This window comes from Nocardioides luteus (assembly GCF_000960475.2).
GTDB classification, from domain to species: domain Bacteria; phylum Actinomycetota; class Actinomycetes; order Propionibacteriales; family Nocardioidaceae; genus Nocardioides; species Nocardioides luteus_A.
In genome coordinates this window covers 69,265-86,146 of the sequence record NZ_JZDQ02000017.1, presented here as the reverse complement: position 1 = coordinate 86,146, position 16,882 = coordinate 69,265, and the positions used below count along the sequence as shown (strand labels likewise).

Below are 16,882 nucleotides of genomic sequence, written 5' to 3'. Positions count from 1 at the left end.
TCAGCGCTCCTTCGACCGCACCCTGATCCCGGTGAGGGGGATGGTGGTGGTGCCGGAGGGGTCGGTGAAGAAGTCGTTGCCCTCGCCGTCGACGACGATGAAGGCGGGGAAGTTCTCGACCTCGATCTTCCACACCGCCTCCATGCCGAGCTCGGGGTACTCGAGCACCTCGACGGACTTGATGCAGTCCTGGGCCAGCCGGGCGGCGGGGCCGCCGATGGAGCCGAGGTAGAAGCCGCCGTAGGTCCCGCAGGCCTCGGCCACCACCTTGGATCGGTTGCCCTTGGCGAGCATGACCATGGAGCCGCCGGCGGCCTGGAACTGCTCCACGTAGGAGTCCATCCGTCCCGCCGTCGTCGGGCCGAAGGAGCCCGACGCCATGCCCTCGGGCGTCTTGGCGGGCCCGGCGTAGTAGACCGGGTGATCCTTCATGTAGGAGGGCATCTCCTCGCCGGCGTCGAGGCGCTCCTTGATCTTGGCGTGCGCGATGTCGCGGGCCACGACCATCGGGCCGGACAGCGAGAGGCGGGTCTTGACCGGGTGCTGCGAGAGCGTCTCCAGGATCTTGTCCATGGGCTGGTTCAGATCGATCGAGACGACCTCGCCGGCCGAGATCTCCTCGGCCATCCCGGCGTCGGGCATGTACTGCGCCGGGTCGGTCTCGAGCTGCTCGAGGAACACGCCGTCGCGGGTGATCTTGCCCAGCGCCTGACGGTCGGCGGAGCAGGAGACCGCGATCGCCACGGGACAGCTCGCGCCATGGCGAGGCAGGCGGACGACGCGTACGTCATGGCAGAAGTACTTGCCGCCGAACTGCGCCCCGATCCCGAAGGACTGGGTCAGCTCGAAGACCTTCTCCTCCAGCTCGGTGTCGCGGAAGCCGTGGGCGCTCATCGAGCCCTCGGTCGGGAGGTTGTCGAGGTAGTGGGCCGAGGCGTACTTCGCGGTCTTCAGCGCGAACTCCGCGGACGTCCCGCCGATGACGACGGCGAGGTGGTACGGCGGGCAGGCGGCGGTGCCGAGCGAGCGGATCTTCTCGTCGAGGAAGGTCAGGATCCGGTCGGGGTTGAGGATCGCCTTGGTCTCCTGGAACAGGAACGACTTGTTGGCGCTGCCGCCGCCCTTGGCCATGAAGAGGAACTTGTACTCCGGGCCGTTCTCACCCTCGGTGGTCGAGTAGATCTCGACCTGCGCGGGCAGGTTGGAGCCGGTGTTCTTCTCCTCGTACGTGGTCAGCGGGGCCAGCTGGGAGTAGCGGAGGTTGAGCTTGGTGTAGGCGTCGAAGACACCCCGCGAGACCGTCTCGGCGTCGTCGGAGCCGGTCAGCACGCCCTCGGACTTCTTGCCCATCACGATCGCGGTGCCGGTGTCCTGGCACATCGGCAGGATCCCGCCGGCGGAGATGTTGACGTTCTTGAGCAGGTCGAGCGCGACGAAGCGGTCGTTGCCGGACGCCTCGGGGTCGTCGATGATCTTCCGGAGCTGGCGCAGGTGAGCCGGGCGCAGGTACTGGTTGATGTCCTTCATCGCCTCGGCGGTCAGCAGGCGGATCGCCTCGGGGTCGACCTTGAGGAACTTGCGCCCGTCGACCTCGATCTCTTCCACCCCCTCGCTGGTGATCAGCCGGTAAGGAGTGTCGTCCTTACCGGTCGGGAGGAGGTCGGAGTACCGGAACTCAACGTCAGCCACGGAAGAGAATCGTACGCCGCCACGGCCCCGGTCCCGGCGTCGGCTCCGGCGCCGAGACCGAGGGCCACGACATCCTCAGGAGTGGTCGTGGACGACCACGCCGCGGATGTTGGCGCCGTTGAGAAGGTCGTCGTAGCCCTCGTTGACCTGCTCGAGCGTGTAGGTGCGGGTGATCAGCTCGTCGAGCTTGATGTCGCCCTTCTGGTAGAGGCCGAGGATCCGCGGGATGTCGTACGTCGGGTTGCAGTCGCCGAACAGGCTGCCCTTGATCGTCTTGCGGAACAGCGTGGTCACCGCACCGGAGAGCTGGATCGTCGGCTCGGTGAGCTTGTTGAGACCGGTCAGGACCAGCACGCCGCCCTTGCCGATCACGTCGAAGCCGTCGGTGACGTTCTCGGCCGTGACCAGGCCCTGGGTGAGGATGGCGGAGTCGGCGAGCTGGCCGCGGGTCAGGTTGGTGACCTCGGCCAGCGCGGAGCCGGCGTCGGCGAAGGCGTGCGTGGCGCCGAGCTGGAGCGCGGCCTCGCGCTTGTTCTCCAGCGGGTCGACGGCGACGACGTACTTGGCGCCGGCGAGCCGCGCGCCCTGGACCGCGTTGATGCCGATCCCGCCGATGCCGTAGACGACGACGGTGTCGCCCGCCTTGACCGCGGCGGTGTTGACCGCGGAGCCGAAGCCGGTGGGAACACCGCAGCCGACCAGCACGGCCGACTCGAGCGAGAGGTCGTCGTCGACCTTGACCACCGAGTTCTGGTGGATGACGCCGTACTGGCTGAAGGTGCCGAGCATGCACATCGCGCCGTACTGGCCGGCGGGACCGGTGATCGGGAACCGCTCACCCGGCAGGTAGCCCTCCAGGATGGTCGCGCCCATGTCGCAGATCGACTGCCGGCCGGTGGAGCAGTAGCGGCAGGTGCCGCAGTTGGGGATGAAGGAGCACACCACCCGGTCACCCGGCTTGACCCGCGTGACGCCGGGACCGACCTCCTCGATGACGCCGGCGCCCTCGTGGCCGAGCACCATCGGGAGCCGGGCCTCGAGGTCGCCGTGGGCGATGTGCACGTCGGAGTGGCACAGCCCGGCATGCGTGTAGCGGATCAGCACCTCGCCCGCCTGGGGCTTGTCGAGGTCGAGCTCCTCGATGACGATCGGCTTGCCGGTTTCGTAGACGACTGCGGCCTTGGTCTTCATGGCTGACTCCTTGTGTCGCGGGGATGGGAGCGGGGGATCCTTGCCACGGTCGCAGCGCAGCGCGCGGTCGGGTGTTCAGAACCTGAACAGTTCCCTTTCGGGGCCCACACCACCGGGCTAATGTGACGTGAGCCACATTCGATGGGGGGATGCTGTGCCGACCTCGACGTCATCACCGGAACCGTCAGCGCCGGATCGGATCGCCGCGTCGTGGCATCGCTCCCGGCTCGCCGGGGTCGACCCGGTGCGCGCCCATGGCTCGCTCGCGCCGGTCGACATCGACCCCCACGGATCCCTGTACGAGGCGGCCGGCCCGGTCCTGAAGGACCTGGCCGAGAACCTCGACGGCACGACGTACGCCACGCTGCTGGTCGACCGGGACTGCCGGATCGTGCACCGCTGGTGCGGCCAGGCGCAGGTGGCGAGGGCGTTCGACGGCCTCGGGGTGGACCTGGGCGCCAGCCTGCTCGAGGAGCGCGTCGGCACGAACGCGCCCGGCACCGCCCTGGAGACCCGGCTCCCGGTGCAGGTGCACGGCGCCGAGCACTTCGCCGAGATGCTGCGTGACTTCAGCTGTTTCGGGATGCCGATCCGGCATCCGGTGACCCACCGGATCGAGGGGGTCCTCGACATCTCCTCCCTGGCCAGCGACGCCAACCCGCTCCTGCGGCCGGTGGTGCAGCGTGCGGTGACAGACATCCAGCGGCGGCTCCAGGACGGCAGCCGCACCACCGACAAGCAGCTGCTGCTGGCCTTCCACGAGTCCGTGGTGGCCTGCCGGGGTGCGCTGGTCGCGGTCGGGGAGAACCTGACCGTGGCCAACCAGACGGCCCAGGACACCCTGACCGCGGCGGACATCGCGGTGCTGCGGATCCTGCTCCAGGACGTACACCTGCCGGGGGAGACGGTCATGGACATGAGCCTGGAGTCGGGGGAGTCCGTGCACGTGCACGCCGAGGTGCTCGACACCCGTCGGCTGGCCGCGCTGGTACGCATCGAGCCCCGCGAGCCACGTCGCGGACTCTCGGTCAGCGCGCTCTCCGAGTCTGTGCGCGAGCCGGGGACGATCCTGGTGGCGGGGCCACCGGGGTCGGGGCGTACGTCGCTGGCCCGGGAGCTCGCGCCCTCGGCGCCGATCACCCTGCTCACCGGCGCCACCACCGTGCTCGAGGGCGACGGCAACTGGGCCAAGCAGTTCCGCCGGCGGATGGCCGCCGGGGTGGGCACGGTCGTCATCGACGGCCTCGAGCTGCTCTCCGACGCGCTGCTCGGGGTCGTCGCGGAGGCACTGGATCGCCCGGACCGGGCCCACGTGGTGATGGTCTCGGCGCCGTTGACCGAGCTCTCCGAGCACACCGCAGCGGTGGCCGCGCTGGCCTCCCGCGTCGAGGAGAAGCTGCCGCTGGCGGCGCGGCGCGACGAGATCCCCGGGCTGGCCCGCGAGCTGCTCTCCGCGATCAACCCGGATGTCTTCCTCACCCCGGGCGTCGAGCGGATGCTGGTCGAGCACCGCTGGCCGGGCAACGTACGCGAGCTGCGGGCGGTGCTCGGCCATGCTGCCGCGCGGCGCCGGTTCGGCGCCATCGTCGCCGCCGACCTGCCGCCGAAGCTGGGATCGGTGCCGGGGCCGCGGGTGGTCGTACGACCGCTCGACCAGGCCGAGCGCGACGTCATCCTGCACGGGCTGATCAAGCACGACGGCAACAAGGCCGCGGTCGCCCGCGAGCTCGGCATCTCCCGCACGACGCTGTACGCCAAGATGCGGGCGCTGCGGATCTCGACCTACTAGCGGTATCCCGTTGTGCGGGCCCTCGGGCTGCGCGCTCTCGGGGGTGCGCGCTATGGTCGGAGACGTCCACACGGGAGTCCGCGGCAGCGGGCTGAGAGGGAGCTGGAGCCGCTCCGACCGTTACACCTGATCCGGATCATGCCGGCGAAGGAAGTGATTGGTTGTGCTTCTTCCACGTATTTTCTGCCTGGTCTCCGCACGCGACGACCTCGCGCTGCTGCCCGCCTTCGCGGAGCTCGGTGTCACCGGCTTCCAGGTGCGCGACAAGACCGCGACCACCCGTGAGCTGCTCGCGCTGACGGCGACCGTGATCGAGCAGGTCGGGACGTACGACGCGTGCGTGGTCGTCGACGACCGGCTCGACGTGGCGCTCGCGGCCGGGGCGCACGGGGTCCACCTGGGTGCCTCCGACCTGCCGGTGGCCGAGGCCAGGAGGATCGCCGACGCGGTCGCTCCGGGGCTGGTCATCGGCGCGACCTGCCGGGACCGGGCCGCGGTCGAGGCGGCCGCCGGCGCGGGTGCGGACTACGCCGGGTTCGGCCCGGTCTTCGCGACCACGTCCAAGGCCGGGCTTCCCTCTCCGCTGGGCGTCGCCGCCGTCGCGGACGCCGCCGGGGTGCTCCCGCTGATCGCGATCGGCGGGATCTCGGCGCAGTCTGCCGGGCCGGTGCGTACCGCCGGCGCCCACGGGGTCGCCGTGATCGGCGGGCTCTGGCGACAACCCGATCCACTTCAAGCCGCGAAGGAGCTCGTGAAAGCGGTCGGCTGATGCGGGCGCGGATCCTCGGTGCCGGGATCGTCGGGCTGTCCGTGGCCGACGAGCTGATCCGTCGCGGACACGACGTCACGGTGGTCGATCCGGCCCCGGGCTCGGGGGCGTCGTACGCCGCGGCCGGCATGCTCAGCCCGGCTGGCGAGGCCTGGTACGGCGAGGAGGACCTGACCCGGCTGTGCCTGTCGTCGCTGGCGCTGTGGCCGGAGTTCGCGGGGCGACTCGGGGTGCCCGTGCACACCCGCGGGACCCTGCTCGTCGGCGCCGACGCCGGCGACGTCCAGCAGGTCGAGCGCCAGCTCGCGGTGCTCGACCTCGCCGGGGTCTCCTACGAACGGCTGGGGCGGAGGGAGCTGCTCGGCTACGAACCCGGACTCGGTCGCGTCGCCGGTGGGGCCTTCCTCGCCGAGGACCACTCGGTCGACCCGCGCGCGGTCGTCGCGGCGCTGCTCGCGCGGGTGCCCACGGTGGCCGAGGCCGACGCGGTCGCCGACGTGACCGTCGTCGCCACGGGGGCGCACCTCCCCGCTCCGTACTCCTCCCTCATCCGCCCGGTCCGCGGCGACGTGGTGCGGGTGCGGACGCAGGAGCGGGTGGAGCGGACCGTGCGGGCGTGGGTGCACGGCGAGCAGGTCTACGTGGTGCCGCGGACCGACAGCGACGAGGTGGTCATCGGGGCAACCTCGGAGGAGCGCGACGGCCCCCTGCTGCCGACCGTCGAGGGCGCCTGGCGGCTGCTCGACGCCGCCCGGCGAGTGGTGCCGGCGCTCGACCGGGCCGGCGTGGTGGAGGTGACCTCGCGGGACCGGCCCGGCACCGCCGACAACCTCCCGCTGGTCGGGCCGACCGACGAGCCGGGGGTCGTGCTGGCCGCCGGCGCCTACCGCAACGGGGTCCTGCTCGCGCCGCTCATCGCGCGGCTGGTCGCCGATCACATCGAGACCGGGGCGGTGGAGGCCGTGGTGGATCCGCGCCGGTTCCTGGGATCCCCGGTCGACCGGGGATTCCAGGGCTTGACGGGCACTGAAACACCCGACAAGCCCACGAAGTGCCCGTCAAGCAACACCGAGGAGACCGACAGATGAGACTGATGATCAACGGCGAACCGGCCGAGGTCGCCGACGGTGCAGGCATCGTCGACCTGCTGAACGAGCGCGCGGGAAGCGCGATCGCGGTCAACGGTGAGGTCGTGCCGCGTGCCGAGCATGCGACCACCAGCCTCCGGGACGGCGACGTCGTCGAGATCGTGACGGCGGTGCAGGGCGGATGAGCCTGAAGATCGCCGACCGTGAGCTGTCCTCGCGCCTCTTCCTCGGCACCGGCGGCCTGCCCAACCTGGCGTTGCTCCCCGACGTCATCGACGCGGCCGAGCCGGGTCTGGTGACGGTGTCGATGCGGCGTACGTCCTCAACGGCGACGGGTGGGCTGCTCGAGACGCTGCGCGCGGCGGAGGTGCCGATCCTGCCCAACACCGCCGGTTGTCTCTCGGCGCGCGAGGCGGTGCTGACCGCCGAGCTGGCCCGCGAGGCGCTGGAGACCGACTGGGTGAAGCTGGAGGTGATCGGCGACGAGACCTCGCTCATGCCCGACGCCGTCGAGCTCGTCGAGGCGGCCGAGCAGCTGGTGCGCAAGGGCTTCACGGTCCTGCCGTACGCCACCGACGACCCGGTCCTCGCCCGCCGGCTCGCGGACGCCGGGTGCGCGGCGGTGATGCCGCTCGGCTCCCCGATCGGGTCGGGGCTCGGCATCCTCAACCCGCATGCCATCGAGGCCGTCGTGGCCGCGGTCGACGTTCCGGTCGTGCTCGACGCCGGTGTCGGCACCGCCTCGGACGCCGCCCTGGCCATGGAGCTCGGCTGCTCCGCGGTGCTCGCCGCCACCGCGGTCACCCGCGCCGACGACCCGGTCGGGATGGCCCGGGCGCTGCGGCTGGCCGTCGAGGCCGGCCACGCCGCCCGCGGCGCCGGCCGGATCCCGCGCCAGGCGGTCGCCCGGGCCTCCTCGCCGATGGAGGGCCGGATCGCATGACGGCGCTCCCGCGACTGCTCGTCCTCACCGACCGCTCCCAGCTCCGCCTCGGCCGCGGCCTGCTCCCGACCCTGGCCGAGTGCGCGGAGGCGGGGCTGACCCATGTGGTGCTCCGCGAGCTCGACGAGCCCCTCGAGCAGCGGGCACAGCTGGCCGAGCAGCTCGCTGGGCTCGGGCTGAACGTCATCGCCGCCCACACCCATCTGCCTGCTGCGGTGGGTGTGCAACTGCCGGCTTCCGCGAGCTGTAACACGTCGTTCGTAGGACTACTCGCCCCATCAGAACGACCGGATAGTCGGTGTAACAGCGTGTTACACCTCGGCCGCAGCTGCCACAGCCCCGCCGACGTCGCCCGAGCGGCCGAGGAGGGGTTCGACTACGTGATGCTCAGTCCCTACGCGTTGACCGAGTCCAAGCCCGGCTACGGGCCGCCGCTGGGGCCGGGCGCGTTCGCGGACCTGGCGCTCCCGACGTACGCGCTCGGCGGGATCACCCCGGACAACGCCGCCGAAGCCATCGAAGCCGGTGCCCACGGGGTCGCGGTGATGGGGGCGGTGATGCGTGCCGAGGAGCCGGCGCAGGTGGTGGGCGACCTTCTGACCGCACTTCCCGCTGAGAAGGCGGTCCCGTGAACCCGCCGGTCGCGCTCACCATCGCCGGCACCGACTCCGGGGGAGCGGCGGGTACGGCGGCCGACCTGGCCACCTTCGCCGCGCTCGGGGTCCACGGGGCCTGCGTGATCACCGCCGTCACCGCCCAGGACACGACCGGCGTCAGCGACATCCACCCGGTTCCGCACTCCGCCATCGAGGCTCAGCTGGACGCGGTGCTCGACGACCTGCCCGTCGCCGCGATCAAGACCGGGATGCTCGGAACCGTCGCGGCCGTGGAAGCGATCGCGCAGCGGGTTGTGAAGCTGAGCGTGGCCCATGGGTCACTCTCGGCTTCACAACCTCCGGTTGTCGTCGACCCCGTCCTTGTCGCCACCTCTGGAGCGGTGCTCGGTGGGGAGGACGTGCGCCGCGCCTACGTCGACCACCTCCTTCCGGTCGCCACCGTCGTCACGCCCAATCTCGACGAGGCCCGCGCCCTGGCGGGGCACGACGGGTCACCCGAGGAGCTGGCGACGCAGCTGGCCGGTCTGGGGCCGGCGGTCGTCGTCACCGGCGGCGACCCGGCGGCCACGGGGGAGTGCACCGACTGGCTCGCGGAGCCGGGACAACCGCCGATCCCGCTGCGACACCCCGCCGTCCCCACGAGCAACGACCACGGCACCGGCTGCACCTACAGCTCGGCCCTGGCAGCACATCTCGCCCACGGCGCACCGCTGCGAGAGGCGGCCGAGCACGCCGCTGCGTACGTCGCCCGGCAGCTCGCCACCAGCCGGCACTGGACCCTCGGCCGCGGCCGGGGCCCGATCGCCCACCTCTTCACGGATCAGCCCAGCCCGACAAGCACGAAGGAGACAGCATGACCGTCCACCCCGCCCACACTCGCCTCGAGCTCGGCGACCTGAAGGTCCCGGTGACCCGGGTCGCGCTCACCAACGGCGAGACCTTCGACCGCTACTGCACCGAGGGCCCCGGGTCCCAGCCGGAGCAGGGCCTCCCGCCGCGTCGCGACGAATGGATCGAGGAGCGCGGAGACACCGAGGCCTACGAGGGTCGCCGGACCGAGCTGCTCGACAACGGCAAGGCAGCCGTACGCCGCGGCGCGGCCCGCCAGGAGTGGCAGGGCGAGCGCCGCCTGCCGCGCAAGGGCGAGAACATCACCCAGATGCACTACGCGAGAAAGGGCATCATCACCAAGGAGATGGCCTACGTCGCGGTGCGGGAGAGCTGCGACCCCGAGCTGGTCCGCGAGGAGGTGGCCGCCGGTCGCGCGATCATCCCCAACAACGTCAACCACCCCGAGTCCGAGCCGATGATCATCGGCAAGCGGTTCCTGGTGAAGATCAACGCCAACATCGGCAACTCCGCGGTTACCTCCTCCATCGCGGAGGAGGTCGACAAGCTCACCCACGCGATCACCTGGGGCGCGGACACGGTGATGGACCTGAGCACCGGCGACGACATCCACACCACCCGCGAGTGGATCCTGCGCAACAGCCCCGTCCCGATCGGCACCGTCCCGATCTACCAGGCCCTGGAGAAGGTCAACGGCGAGGCCGACAAGCTGACCTGGGAAGTCTTCCGCGACACCGTCATCGAGCAGGCCGAGCAGGGCGTCGACTACATGACGATCCACGCCGGCGTCCTGCTCCGCTACGTCCCGCTCACCGCCAACCGCGTCACCGGCATCGTGTCCCGCGGCGGCTCGATCATGGCCGGCTGGTGCCTGGCCCACCACCAGGAGAACTTCCTCTACACCCACTACGACGAGCTGTGCGAGATCTTCAAGCAGTACGACGTCGCCTTCTCCCTCGGTGACGGCCTGCGTCCCGGCAGCACCGCCGACGCCAACGACGAGGCCCAGCTCTCCGAGCTGCGCACCCTCGCCGAGCTCACGACCCGGGCCTGGGAGCACGACGTCCAGGTCATGGTCGAGGGCCCCGGCCACGTACCGCTCAACCTGGTCAAGGAGAACGTCGACCTCCAGCAGGAGTGGTGCCACGGCGCGCCCTTCTACACGCTGGGCCCGCTCGCGACCGACATCGCACCCGGCTACGACCACATCACCTCCGCCATCGGCGCGGCCACGATCGCCATGCACGGCACCGCGATGCTCTGCTACGTCACCCCGAAGGAGCACCTCGGCCTGCCGGACAAGGACGACGTGAAGACCGGCGTGATCACCTACAAGCTCGCCGCCCACGCCGCCGACATCGCCAAGGGCCACCCCGGCGCCCGCGACCACGACGACGCCCTCTCCCGGGCCCGCTTCGAGTTCCGCTGGCGCGACCAGTTCGCGCTCTCGCTGGACCCGGTCACCGCAGAGGCGTTCCACGACGAGACCCTGCCGGCCGAGGGCGCCAAGACCGCCCACTTCTGCTCGATGTGCGGCCCGAAGTTCTGCTCGATGAAGATCAGCCAGGACGTACGCGACCGCTTCGGCGGCAACGACGGCGCCTCCCCCGAGGAGGTCGAGGCCGGGATGATGGAGAAGTCGAAGGAGTTCGCGGCGGCCGGAGGCCGGGTCTACCTCCCGCTCGCCGACTGACCTGAGGGACCGGCGATGCCCTGGCGCCATCGGTGGCGTCAGGGCACGTTCGGCTCGGTGCCCGGGCAAAGGATCAGGGTTGAACCCGAGAGACGGATACGGCGCGCGCCGATAGCATCAACGCCCATGGGACTCCCCGAACCGCACCCCGGCCAGCCCCGCCGCGCCGACCTGCGCGTCAGCGATGCCGACCGCCACGCGGTGGCCGACATCCTCCGCGAGGCGGCGGGGGAGGGCCGCCTCGACATCGACGAGCTCGAGGAGCGGCTCGAGGAGACCTACCGGGCCAAGACGTACGCCGACCTGGAGCCGATCACCCAGGACCTCCCGGTCGCGGGGCAGCTGCCGGCGGCGCCCCCGGCACCCGCCACCTCGGCGGTGCCGGTCGTCTACGGCCAGGGCGAAGCCTCCGACAGCGCGAGCGCGTTCCTGAGCAGCGTCGAGCGCAAGGGCGTGTGGATGGTCCCGCAGCACCTCTCGGTCAACGCGGTGCTGGGCGATGCGACCATCGACCTGCGCGAGGCGCACTACGCAGCGCGCGAGGTGGTCATCAACGCCACCTCGATCCTGGGCAGCGTGAAGGTCACCGTGCCGCCCCACGTGCACGTGATCGTCGAGGGCAACGGTGTCCTCGGCGACTTCAAGGAACCCTCCGCCAAGGTGCCCGAGGTGCTCTCCGCGGACTCGCCGGTGGTGCGGGTGCGTGGCGTCGCGGTGCTGGGCGACGTGACCGTCAAGCGCCGGGGTCCGCGCGGACCGAAGCGCACCCTGAAGCAGCATCTCGGCCTGGAGTGACCGGACTTATGGAAATGGGGTGGGGGGATTGTTGAGGCACGGTCTCGATGCCCCCACTACCATTCGCCCCATGGGAACGACCCCCGAGCCATTTCACGGCCAGAATCCTGATCCGAATCTGCGGATCAGCGATGCCGACCGTCACAAGGTGGCCGACATCCTGCGCGAGGCCGCAGGCGAGGGACGCCTGGAGATCGACGAGCTCGACGACCGCCTCGAGGCGACCTTCAAGGCCAAGACGTACGCCGACCTGATCCCGATCACCGTCGACCTGCCCGTGGCGGGGACCCCGGCACCGCCGGTCCCGCAGACCAGGCCCGCCACCGGAGGCAACCCCGCGGTCTTCGCGGACAACCCGATCGAGAGCCAGCTCTACGTCGCGATCATGAGCGGCGTCGACCGACGCGGGGTCTGGACGGTGCCAGCGACCGGCAACGTGATCGCCCTGATGGGTGGCGCCGATCTCGACATGCGTCAGGCGCAGTTCTCCGCCCAGGAGACCGTGATCTACGCCAACGCGATCATGGGCGGGGTCAACATCACAGTCGGCCCCGACGTCCAGGTCGTCATGCAGGGCGTCGGGATCATGGGCGGCTACGTCGGTCCGCGCGGCGTCGAGCCGACCGGAGGCCCGCTGCTGCGGGTGAAGGGCCTGGCGTTGATGGGCGGCGTCACCGTCGTCCGCAAGCCGTTGAAGGGGGCCAAGGGCCCCAAGCAGCTGCGGACGCCACCGCCGCACGAGCTGCACTGAGCAACACCTCTCGGGATGGTCCGCTCCGCGGACCGATTTTGTCGTGCCTGGAAATCAGGCACTAACCTCACCTGAACCAGTTATTGTGTAGTTACATAATAGACAAAGGAGTCTCGGGATGAAGCCGAAGTGGAGCGCACTGCTGGGTGCCGCACTCCTGGCCGTCGTGGCCCTGGTCGCCGGACTCCTCGTCCTCGGCCCGAAGACCATCGCCGCCGGCTCCGCGGCCGCCGACCCGTCCGCCGCTCCGGTCGAGGACCCCGCCGCCGAGCTCGCCGCCACGACCGACGAGCGCCGCAACATGGTCCTGATCCTGATGGACGACTTCTCGCTGGAGCTTCTCCGCACGATGCCCGAGGCGACTAAGATGGCCGCCGAGGGCGCGACCTACCAGAACTCCTTCGTCATCGACTCGCTGTGCTGCCCCTCGCGGGCGGCGCTGCTGACCGGGCAGACGCCGCACCACACCAAGGTCCTGACCAACACCCAGAACGACCCGGAGCACCCGGTCGGCGGCTGGTCGGCGTTCCAGCGCTACGGCAACCTCGAGAAGCAGTTCAGCATCGGCCTCCAGAAGGCCGGCTACACGACCGGGTTCGTGGGGAAGTACATCAACGCCTACGAAGCGACTCTCGACGCCGACGGCAAGCGGGTCCCGCCGCCCAAGGTGCCCGGCTGGGACACCTGGAACGCGCTCCTCGGCGGTGCTTACGGCGGGTGGGGCTACCAGAGCACCTACCTCGACAGCGACGGCAACGTGCAGCTCCACAACCACCCACAGCCCGCACGCAACGCCTCCGTGCAGGAGAAGGACGCTGCGTACGCCACGAACGTCACGCGCGACTACGCACTCGACTTCATCAACGCGCACCGCGACGACGAGGACCCCTACTTCCTCGAGATCGCCGCCTACGGACCGCACTCCCGCCTCGGCCACCACTACCCGGGCCTGGACACCTGGTTCCCGCCCGCCGTCGCCGACCAGGCGCCGGCCGGTGACCCGTCGGGCGGCAACTGCGGGCGCGTGGCGTGCGCCGACCTGACCCTGAAGGACCTGGTCGGCTACGGCGACGACCGTTCGGACAACGTGCCGACCTACCTCGGCCGCGGCGGGCGTACGTCCCAGGCTCCTGCCTGGCGCACCAACAAGGTGTCGCTGAGCGACGAGACGGCACTGAGCCAGTACCGCGACCGCGCCCGCATGGTGCAGTCGATCGACCGGATGATCGCCCAGGTGCGGGAGGCCGCCGGCGAGGACACCTACATCGTGCTGACCTCCGACAACGGCTTCCACCTGGGGCAGCACCAGCTCAACGGCGGCAAGGGCGCTCCCTACGACTCCGACACCCGGGTCCCGCTGGTCGTCGTCGGACCCGACGTGGTGCCCGGCAAGCGCAGCCAGTTCGTCAACAACATCGACCTCGCGCCGACCTTCCTCGACCTCGCGGGCGCTCCCACCCCGGCGTACGTCTCCGGCACCTCGTTCGCGGAGACCCTGAGCCGGCCGCGGCTGCCGGGTGGGAGATACGCCTTCTTCGAGCACACCTATGCGAAGTCGCATCCCGGTGAGGTCGACCTCGACAGCGGTTCCGGCGGCACCATCGACATCATCCCGTCCTACATCGCGGTGCGCGGCTCGCAGGGGCTGCTGGTCCGCTTCGACCTGGACAAGTCCTGGAAGGGCACCGACTACGCCTACGAGCTCTATCGCTACGACCGGCCGTGGGAGGACCGCAACGTCTTCGCCGAGGACCACGCGAAGCCCTACGCCCGCGACCTGATGCGCCGGCTCGACGCCTACGAGGGCTGTACCCCGGCTGTGTGCCGGGCTTTGACCCGCTGATTCCGAATCTGGGCTATGGTGTCCCCGCCGAGGAAATGTGTCCTCGGTCACTTCACAACGGATCGTCCGGCACGTACCTGCCGGTGAAGGAGACAACGGAATCATGGCAACAGTTACGTTCGACAAGGCGCAGCGGTGGTATGCCGGCGCCGCCGAGCCCGCGGTCAAGGGCATCGACCTCGAGATCAAGGACGGCGAGTTCATGGTGCTCGTCGGCCCGTCCGGATGCGGTAAGACCACCACCCTGCGCATGCTCGCCGGGCTGGAGGAGGTCAACTCCGGTTCCATCAGGATCGGCGACCGCGACGTCACCAACGTGGCGCCCAAGGACCGCGACATCGCGATGGTCTTCCAGAACTACGCGCTCTACCCGCACATGAGCGTCGCCGAGAACATGGCGTTCTCGCTGAAGATGGCCAAGGTCCCGAAGGCCGAGCGTGACAAGCTCGTCGCCGAGGCCGCCAAGACCCTGGGCCTGACCGACTACCTCGACCGCAAGCCGAAGGCGCTCTCCGGCGGTCAGCGCCAGCGCGTCGCCATGGGCCGCGCGATCGTCCGTCAGCCGCAGGTCTTCTGCATGGACGAGCCGCTGTCGAACCTCGACGCCAAGATGCGCGTGCAGACCCGCACCGACATCGCCAAGCTCCAGGCCGAGCTCGGCATCACCACCGTCTACGTCACCCACGACCAGGTCGAGGCGATGACGATGGGCGACCGCGTCGCGGTGATGAGCAACGGTGAGCTGCAGCAGGTCGACACCCCGCTCAACCTCTACCGCAAGCCGGTCAACCTCTTCGTCGCCGGCTTCATCGGCTCGCCGCAGATGAACCTCATCAAGGCCACCGCGGCCGACGGCGGCGCCAAGATCGGGGAGTACGTCGTTCCCGTCGGTGCCTCCGACCTGCCGAAGAACATCACCATCGGCGTGCGCCCGGAGAGCTTCCGGGTCATCGGCGAGGGCCAGGGCGGGCTGCCGGTCCAGGTGACCGTCGTCGAGGAGCTCGGTTCCGACTCCTACGTCTACGGCACCAGCGACGTCGAGGGCGTCCCGTCGACCCTGATCGTCCGGGTCTCCTCCAAGGACCAGGTCAGCAAGGGTGACACCATCTACGTCACCACCGACCCCGAGGACGTCCACGTCTTCGACACCGAGTCGGGCCTGCGCGTCAACGACTGACCGACGACCTAGTGCTGCTGGTTCATCCGAGCCAGCATCGCGTTGTAGGCATCGAGGGCCTCGTCGCTGTCGGGATCCACGGATCCCGGCTCGGCGGGGCCCTCCGTCGTGCCCCGGGCGCTCTCCTCGGCGAGCCGGGCGCTGCGTACGCCGTCGAGGAAGCGGCCGGTCATCTTGGTGCGGCGCTCGGGTGAGGAGACGACGGCGATGACCAGGCCGATGGCGAGCAGCATCATGCCGCCGTCGCCGCCGGCCCACATCAGGCCGCCGGCGGTCTGGATGTCGCGCACCGCGTCCAGCGCCCACTCGGGCCGGGCGCCGGAGTAGACGGGGTAGAGGTCGCGCTCGGTCTGCAGCATCACGATCCCGACGATCGTGTCGGGCACCATGCCGACGACGAGGAGCGCGATCCGGCCCAGGTAGGGCAGGTCGGGGCGTACCTTCTCCTCGCCGATCGTGCCGGTCAGGAAGAGGAAGCCGGAGACGACGTACGCCACCTGCTCGCCGACCATCAGCGGCGTGCTCTGCGCCATCGAGTCCATGAACCCGGACAGGTGGGTGCCGATGATGACCAGCGAGTAGAGCAGGGTGCCGGTGGCGGGGTGGACCAGGATCGTGACCGGGAGCGACCGCATCGCCCGTTCGGCGCGCGGGCCGGTCTCGGCGATGACGGTGAGCGGGTGACCGAGCACCAGGAGCGCGGGCACGACCATGATCAGGGTCAGGTGGAGCACCATGTGCATCCAGGCCAGCGCCATCGCGTAGCCGTTGATGGCCGAGGCGACCACGACGTACATCAGGCCGAGCCCGGTGAGAAACGACGCGACCCGCCAGCCCTTGACCGTCGAGGCGGGTCCGGCGGCGTTGCGGAGCGTCAGATAGCCCGCGCCGAGGATGACCACGGCGAGCAACCAGCCGGGCTGGAGACTCCAGGTGGTGAGGAACTCGGACCAGCCGAGCGCGGGCAGGGAGCCGTGGTCGTGCATGGTCTCACGGTATCTCCGGGGCGCGACCGGAGGTTATTTCGGGCGGCTGCCGGGGCTGATCAGCGGCACCAGGAACAGCCGGGCGAGGGCACGCAGCTGGGCCTCGTCGTCGATGTCGACGACCTCGCTCGGGGTGACCAGGAACGAGGTCGAGGTGCGGACCATCAGCTCGGCGACGAGGTCGACCTCGACCTCCTCGGGTACGTTGCCGGCCCGCTGCTCGCGCCGCAGCTGGCCCGCGACGAAGCGCGCGATCGTGGCCACGGTGCGGCCGCCGTCGCCGACGATCGAGTGCACCAGCGAGTCGGTCTCGACGGCGAGGAGGCCACCGATCAGCGGGTTGCCGCGGATCGCCCGCATCGCGCTGGCGAAGCCGATCTCGACGCGCTCGGCCGCGTCGGCGGCATCGGCGATGTCGAGCACGAACTGCTCGAAGTAGCGGCGGAACTCGCGGCGTACGACCTGCTCGACCAGCGCCTCCTTGTTGGCGAAGCGCCGGTAGACGGTGATCCGGGCGACCCCCGCCCGCTTGGCGACCTCCTCCATGGTGGTGCGCCTGATCCCGATGCGGCGGAACTGCTCCGCGGCGGCGTCGAGGAGCTTCGCGGTCACCGCCTCGTCCTCGATCGGCTCGGCGACGTCCGCGAGCGCCCTCGCGAGCAGCGACCCCGACTCGTCCTCGGGGACCGTGGTGCGCATCGT

16 protein-coding genes and 1 riboswitch are annotated in these 16,882 nt (G+C 70.4%); of the genes, 12 read left to right on the top strand and 4 right to left on the bottom strand.

The window, feature by feature from the left end; genetic code table 11:
- Both UG56_RS13650 and UG56_RS13645 read right to left on the bottom strand, forming a co-directional pair.
- Positions 1-1,689 (bottom strand): fumarate hydratase, encoded by a 1,689-nt coding sequence (locus UG56_RS13650; RefSeq protein ID WP_045549538.1) that lies wholly within the window; start codon positions 1,687-1,689, stop codon positions 1-3.
- A gap of 75 nt (positions 1,690-1,764) precedes the next feature.
- Positions 1,765-2,880: an NDMA-dependent alcohol dehydrogenase gene (locus tag UG56_RS13645; RefSeq protein WP_045549539.1), complete on the bottom strand. Its 1,116-nt coding sequence runs from the start codon at positions 2,878-2,880 to the stop codon at positions 1,765-1,767.
- A gap of 154 nt (positions 2,881-3,034) precedes the next feature.
- Here UG56_RS13645 and UG56_RS13640 point away from each other — a divergent pair, with 154 nt between their 5' ends.
- The 12 genes from UG56_RS13640 to UG56_RS13585 all read left to right on the top strand — a co-directional run bounded on the left by UG56_RS13640 (position 3,035) and on the right by UG56_RS13585 (position 15,194).
- The gene (locus tag UG56_RS13640) at positions 3,035-4,669 is read left to right on the top strand and encodes a sigma-54-dependent Fis family transcriptional regulator (protein ID WP_045549540.1); all 1,635 of its coding nucleotides are present in this window, start codon (positions 3,035-3,037) and stop codon (positions 4,667-4,669) included.
- Between the two features lie 60 nt (positions 4,670-4,729).
- Positions 4,730-4,839, top strand: a riboswitch (TPP riboswitch).
- On the top strand, positions 4,833-5,438 hold the full coding sequence (locus UG56_RS13635) for a thiamine phosphate synthase (RefSeq protein ID WP_052693728.1): 606 nt from the start codon (positions 4,833-4,835) through the stop codon (positions 5,436-5,438). (Overlaps the previous riboswitch by 7 nt.)
- Positions 5,438-6,526, top strand: a complete 1,089-nt coding sequence (locus UG56_RS13630) for an FAD-dependent oxidoreductase (protein ID WP_071327067.1) — start codon at positions 5,438-5,440, stop codon at positions 6,524-6,526. The genes UG56_RS13635 and UG56_RS13630 overlap by 1 nt, the downstream gene beginning before the upstream one ends.
- On the top strand, positions 6,523-6,711 hold the full coding sequence (thiS, locus tag UG56_RS13625) for a sulfur carrier protein ThiS (protein ID WP_008359007.1): 189 nt from the start codon (positions 6,523-6,525) through the stop codon (positions 6,709-6,711). The genes UG56_RS13630 and thiS overlap by 4 nt, the downstream gene beginning before the upstream one ends.
- Positions 6,708-7,469 (top strand): thiazole synthase, encoded by a 762-nt coding sequence (locus tag UG56_RS13620; protein ID WP_071327066.1) that lies wholly within the window; start codon positions 6,708-6,710, stop codon positions 7,467-7,469. The genes thiS and UG56_RS13620 overlap by 4 nt, the downstream gene beginning before the upstream one ends.
- Positions 7,466-8,101 (top strand): thiamine phosphate synthase, encoded by a 636-nt coding sequence (locus tag UG56_RS13615; protein ID WP_045548503.1) that lies wholly within the window; start codon positions 7,466-7,468, stop codon positions 8,099-8,101. The genes UG56_RS13620 and UG56_RS13615 overlap by 4 nt, the downstream gene beginning before the upstream one ends.
- Positions 8,098-8,943 carry a bifunctional hydroxymethylpyrimidine kinase/phosphomethylpyrimidine kinase gene (gene thiD / locus UG56_RS13610; RefSeq protein ID WP_045548502.1) on the top strand — a complete coding sequence of 282 codons (846 nt, stop codon included), beginning with the start codon at positions 8,098-8,100 and terminating at the stop codon, positions 8,941-8,943. Before UG56_RS13615 ends, thiD begins: the two co-directional genes overlap by 4 nt.
- Complete coding sequence (gene thiC, locus UG56_RS13605; RefSeq protein WP_045548501.1) at positions 8,940-10,628, top strand: phosphomethylpyrimidine synthase ThiC; 1,689 nt, start codon at positions 8,940-8,942, stop codon at positions 10,626-10,628. The genes thiD and thiC overlap by 4 nt, the downstream gene beginning before the upstream one ends.
- 126 nt (positions 10,629-10,754) lie before the next feature.
- Positions 10,755-11,423, top strand: a complete 669-nt coding sequence (locus UG56_RS13600; protein WP_045548500.1) for a DUF1707 SHOCT-like domain-containing protein — start codon at positions 10,755-10,757, stop codon at positions 11,421-11,423.
- Positions 11,424-11,493: 70 nt separating this feature from the next.
- Positions 11,494-12,174: a DUF1707 SHOCT-like domain-containing protein gene (locus UG56_RS28690; RefSeq protein WP_045548499.1), complete on the top strand. Its 681-nt coding sequence runs from the start codon at positions 11,494-11,496 to the stop codon at positions 12,172-12,174.
- Between the two features lie 118 nt (positions 12,175-12,292).
- Entirely contained in the window at positions 12,293-14,017 is a 1,725-nt protein-coding gene (locus UG56_RS13590; RefSeq protein WP_045548498.1) for a sulfatase-like hydrolase/transferase, read from the top strand.
- A 103-nt stretch (positions 14,018-14,120) separates the two neighbouring features.
- Positions 14,121-15,194 carry an ABC transporter ATP-binding protein gene (locus tag UG56_RS13585; RefSeq protein ID WP_045548497.1) on the top strand — a complete coding sequence of 358 codons (1,074 nt, stop codon included), beginning with the start codon at positions 14,121-14,123 and terminating at the stop codon, positions 15,192-15,194.
- An 8-nt stretch (positions 15,195-15,202) separates the two neighbouring features.
- On the opposite strand, the gene UG56_RS13580 is transcribed toward UG56_RS13585, so the two are convergent.
- Positions 15,203-16,180 carry a cytochrome c oxidase assembly protein gene (locus UG56_RS13580; protein ID WP_045548496.1) on the bottom strand — a complete coding sequence of 326 codons (978 nt, stop codon included), beginning with the start codon at positions 16,178-16,180 and terminating at the stop codon, positions 15,203-15,205.
- A gap of 33 nt (positions 16,181-16,213) precedes the next feature.
- Positions 16,214-16,879, bottom strand: coding sequence for a TetR/AcrR family transcriptional regulator (locus tag UG56_RS13575; RefSeq protein ID WP_045548495.1), 666 nt, complete (start codon positions 16,877-16,879; stop codon positions 16,214-16,216).
- Positions 16,880-16,882: the final 3 nt, after the last annotated feature.

Coding starts and splice junctions, on each gene's coding strand:
- UG56_RS13615 (WP_045548503.1), top strand. CDS start 7,466: ATGACGGCGCTCCCGCGACTGCTCGTCCTCACCGACCGCTCCCAGCTC.
- UG56_RS28690 (WP_045548499.1), top strand. CDS start 11,494: ATGGGAACGACCCCCGAGCCATTTCACGGCCAGAATCCTGATCCGAAT.
- thiC (WP_045548501.1), top strand. CDS start 8,940: ATGACCGTCCACCCCGCCCACACTCGCCTCGAGCTCGGCGACCTGAAG.
- UG56_RS13600 (WP_045548500.1), top strand. CDS start 10,755: ATGGGACTCCCCGAACCGCACCCCGGCCAGCCCCGCCGCGCCGACCTG.
- UG56_RS13620 (WP_071327066.1), top strand. CDS start 6,708: ATGAGCCTGAAGATCGCCGACCGTGAGCTGTCCTCGCGCCTCTTCCTC.
- UG56_RS13580 (WP_045548496.1), bottom strand. CDS start 16,180: ATGCACGACCACGGCTCCCTGCCCGCGCTCGGCTGGTCCGAGTTCCTC.
- UG56_RS13575 (WP_045548495.1), bottom strand. CDS start 16,879: ATGCGCACCACGGTCCCCGAGGACGAGTCGGGGTCGCTGCTCGCGAGG.
- thiS (WP_008359007.1), top strand. CDS start 6,523: ATGAGACTGATGATCAACGGCGAACCGGCCGAGGTCGCCGACGGTGCA.
- UG56_RS13645 (WP_045549539.1), bottom strand. CDS start 2,880: ATGAAGACCAAGGCCGCAGTCGTCTACGAAACCGGCAAGCCGATCGTC.
- UG56_RS13630 (WP_071327067.1), top strand. CDS start 5,438: ATGCGGGCGCGGATCCTCGGTGCCGGGATCGTCGGGCTGTCCGTGGCC.
- UG56_RS13590 (WP_045548498.1), top strand. CDS start 12,293: ATGAAGCCGAAGTGGAGCGCACTGCTGGGTGCCGCACTCCTGGCCGTC.
- UG56_RS13585 (WP_045548497.1), top strand. CDS start 14,121: ATGGCAACAGTTACGTTCGACAAGGCGCAGCGGTGGTATGCCGGCGCC.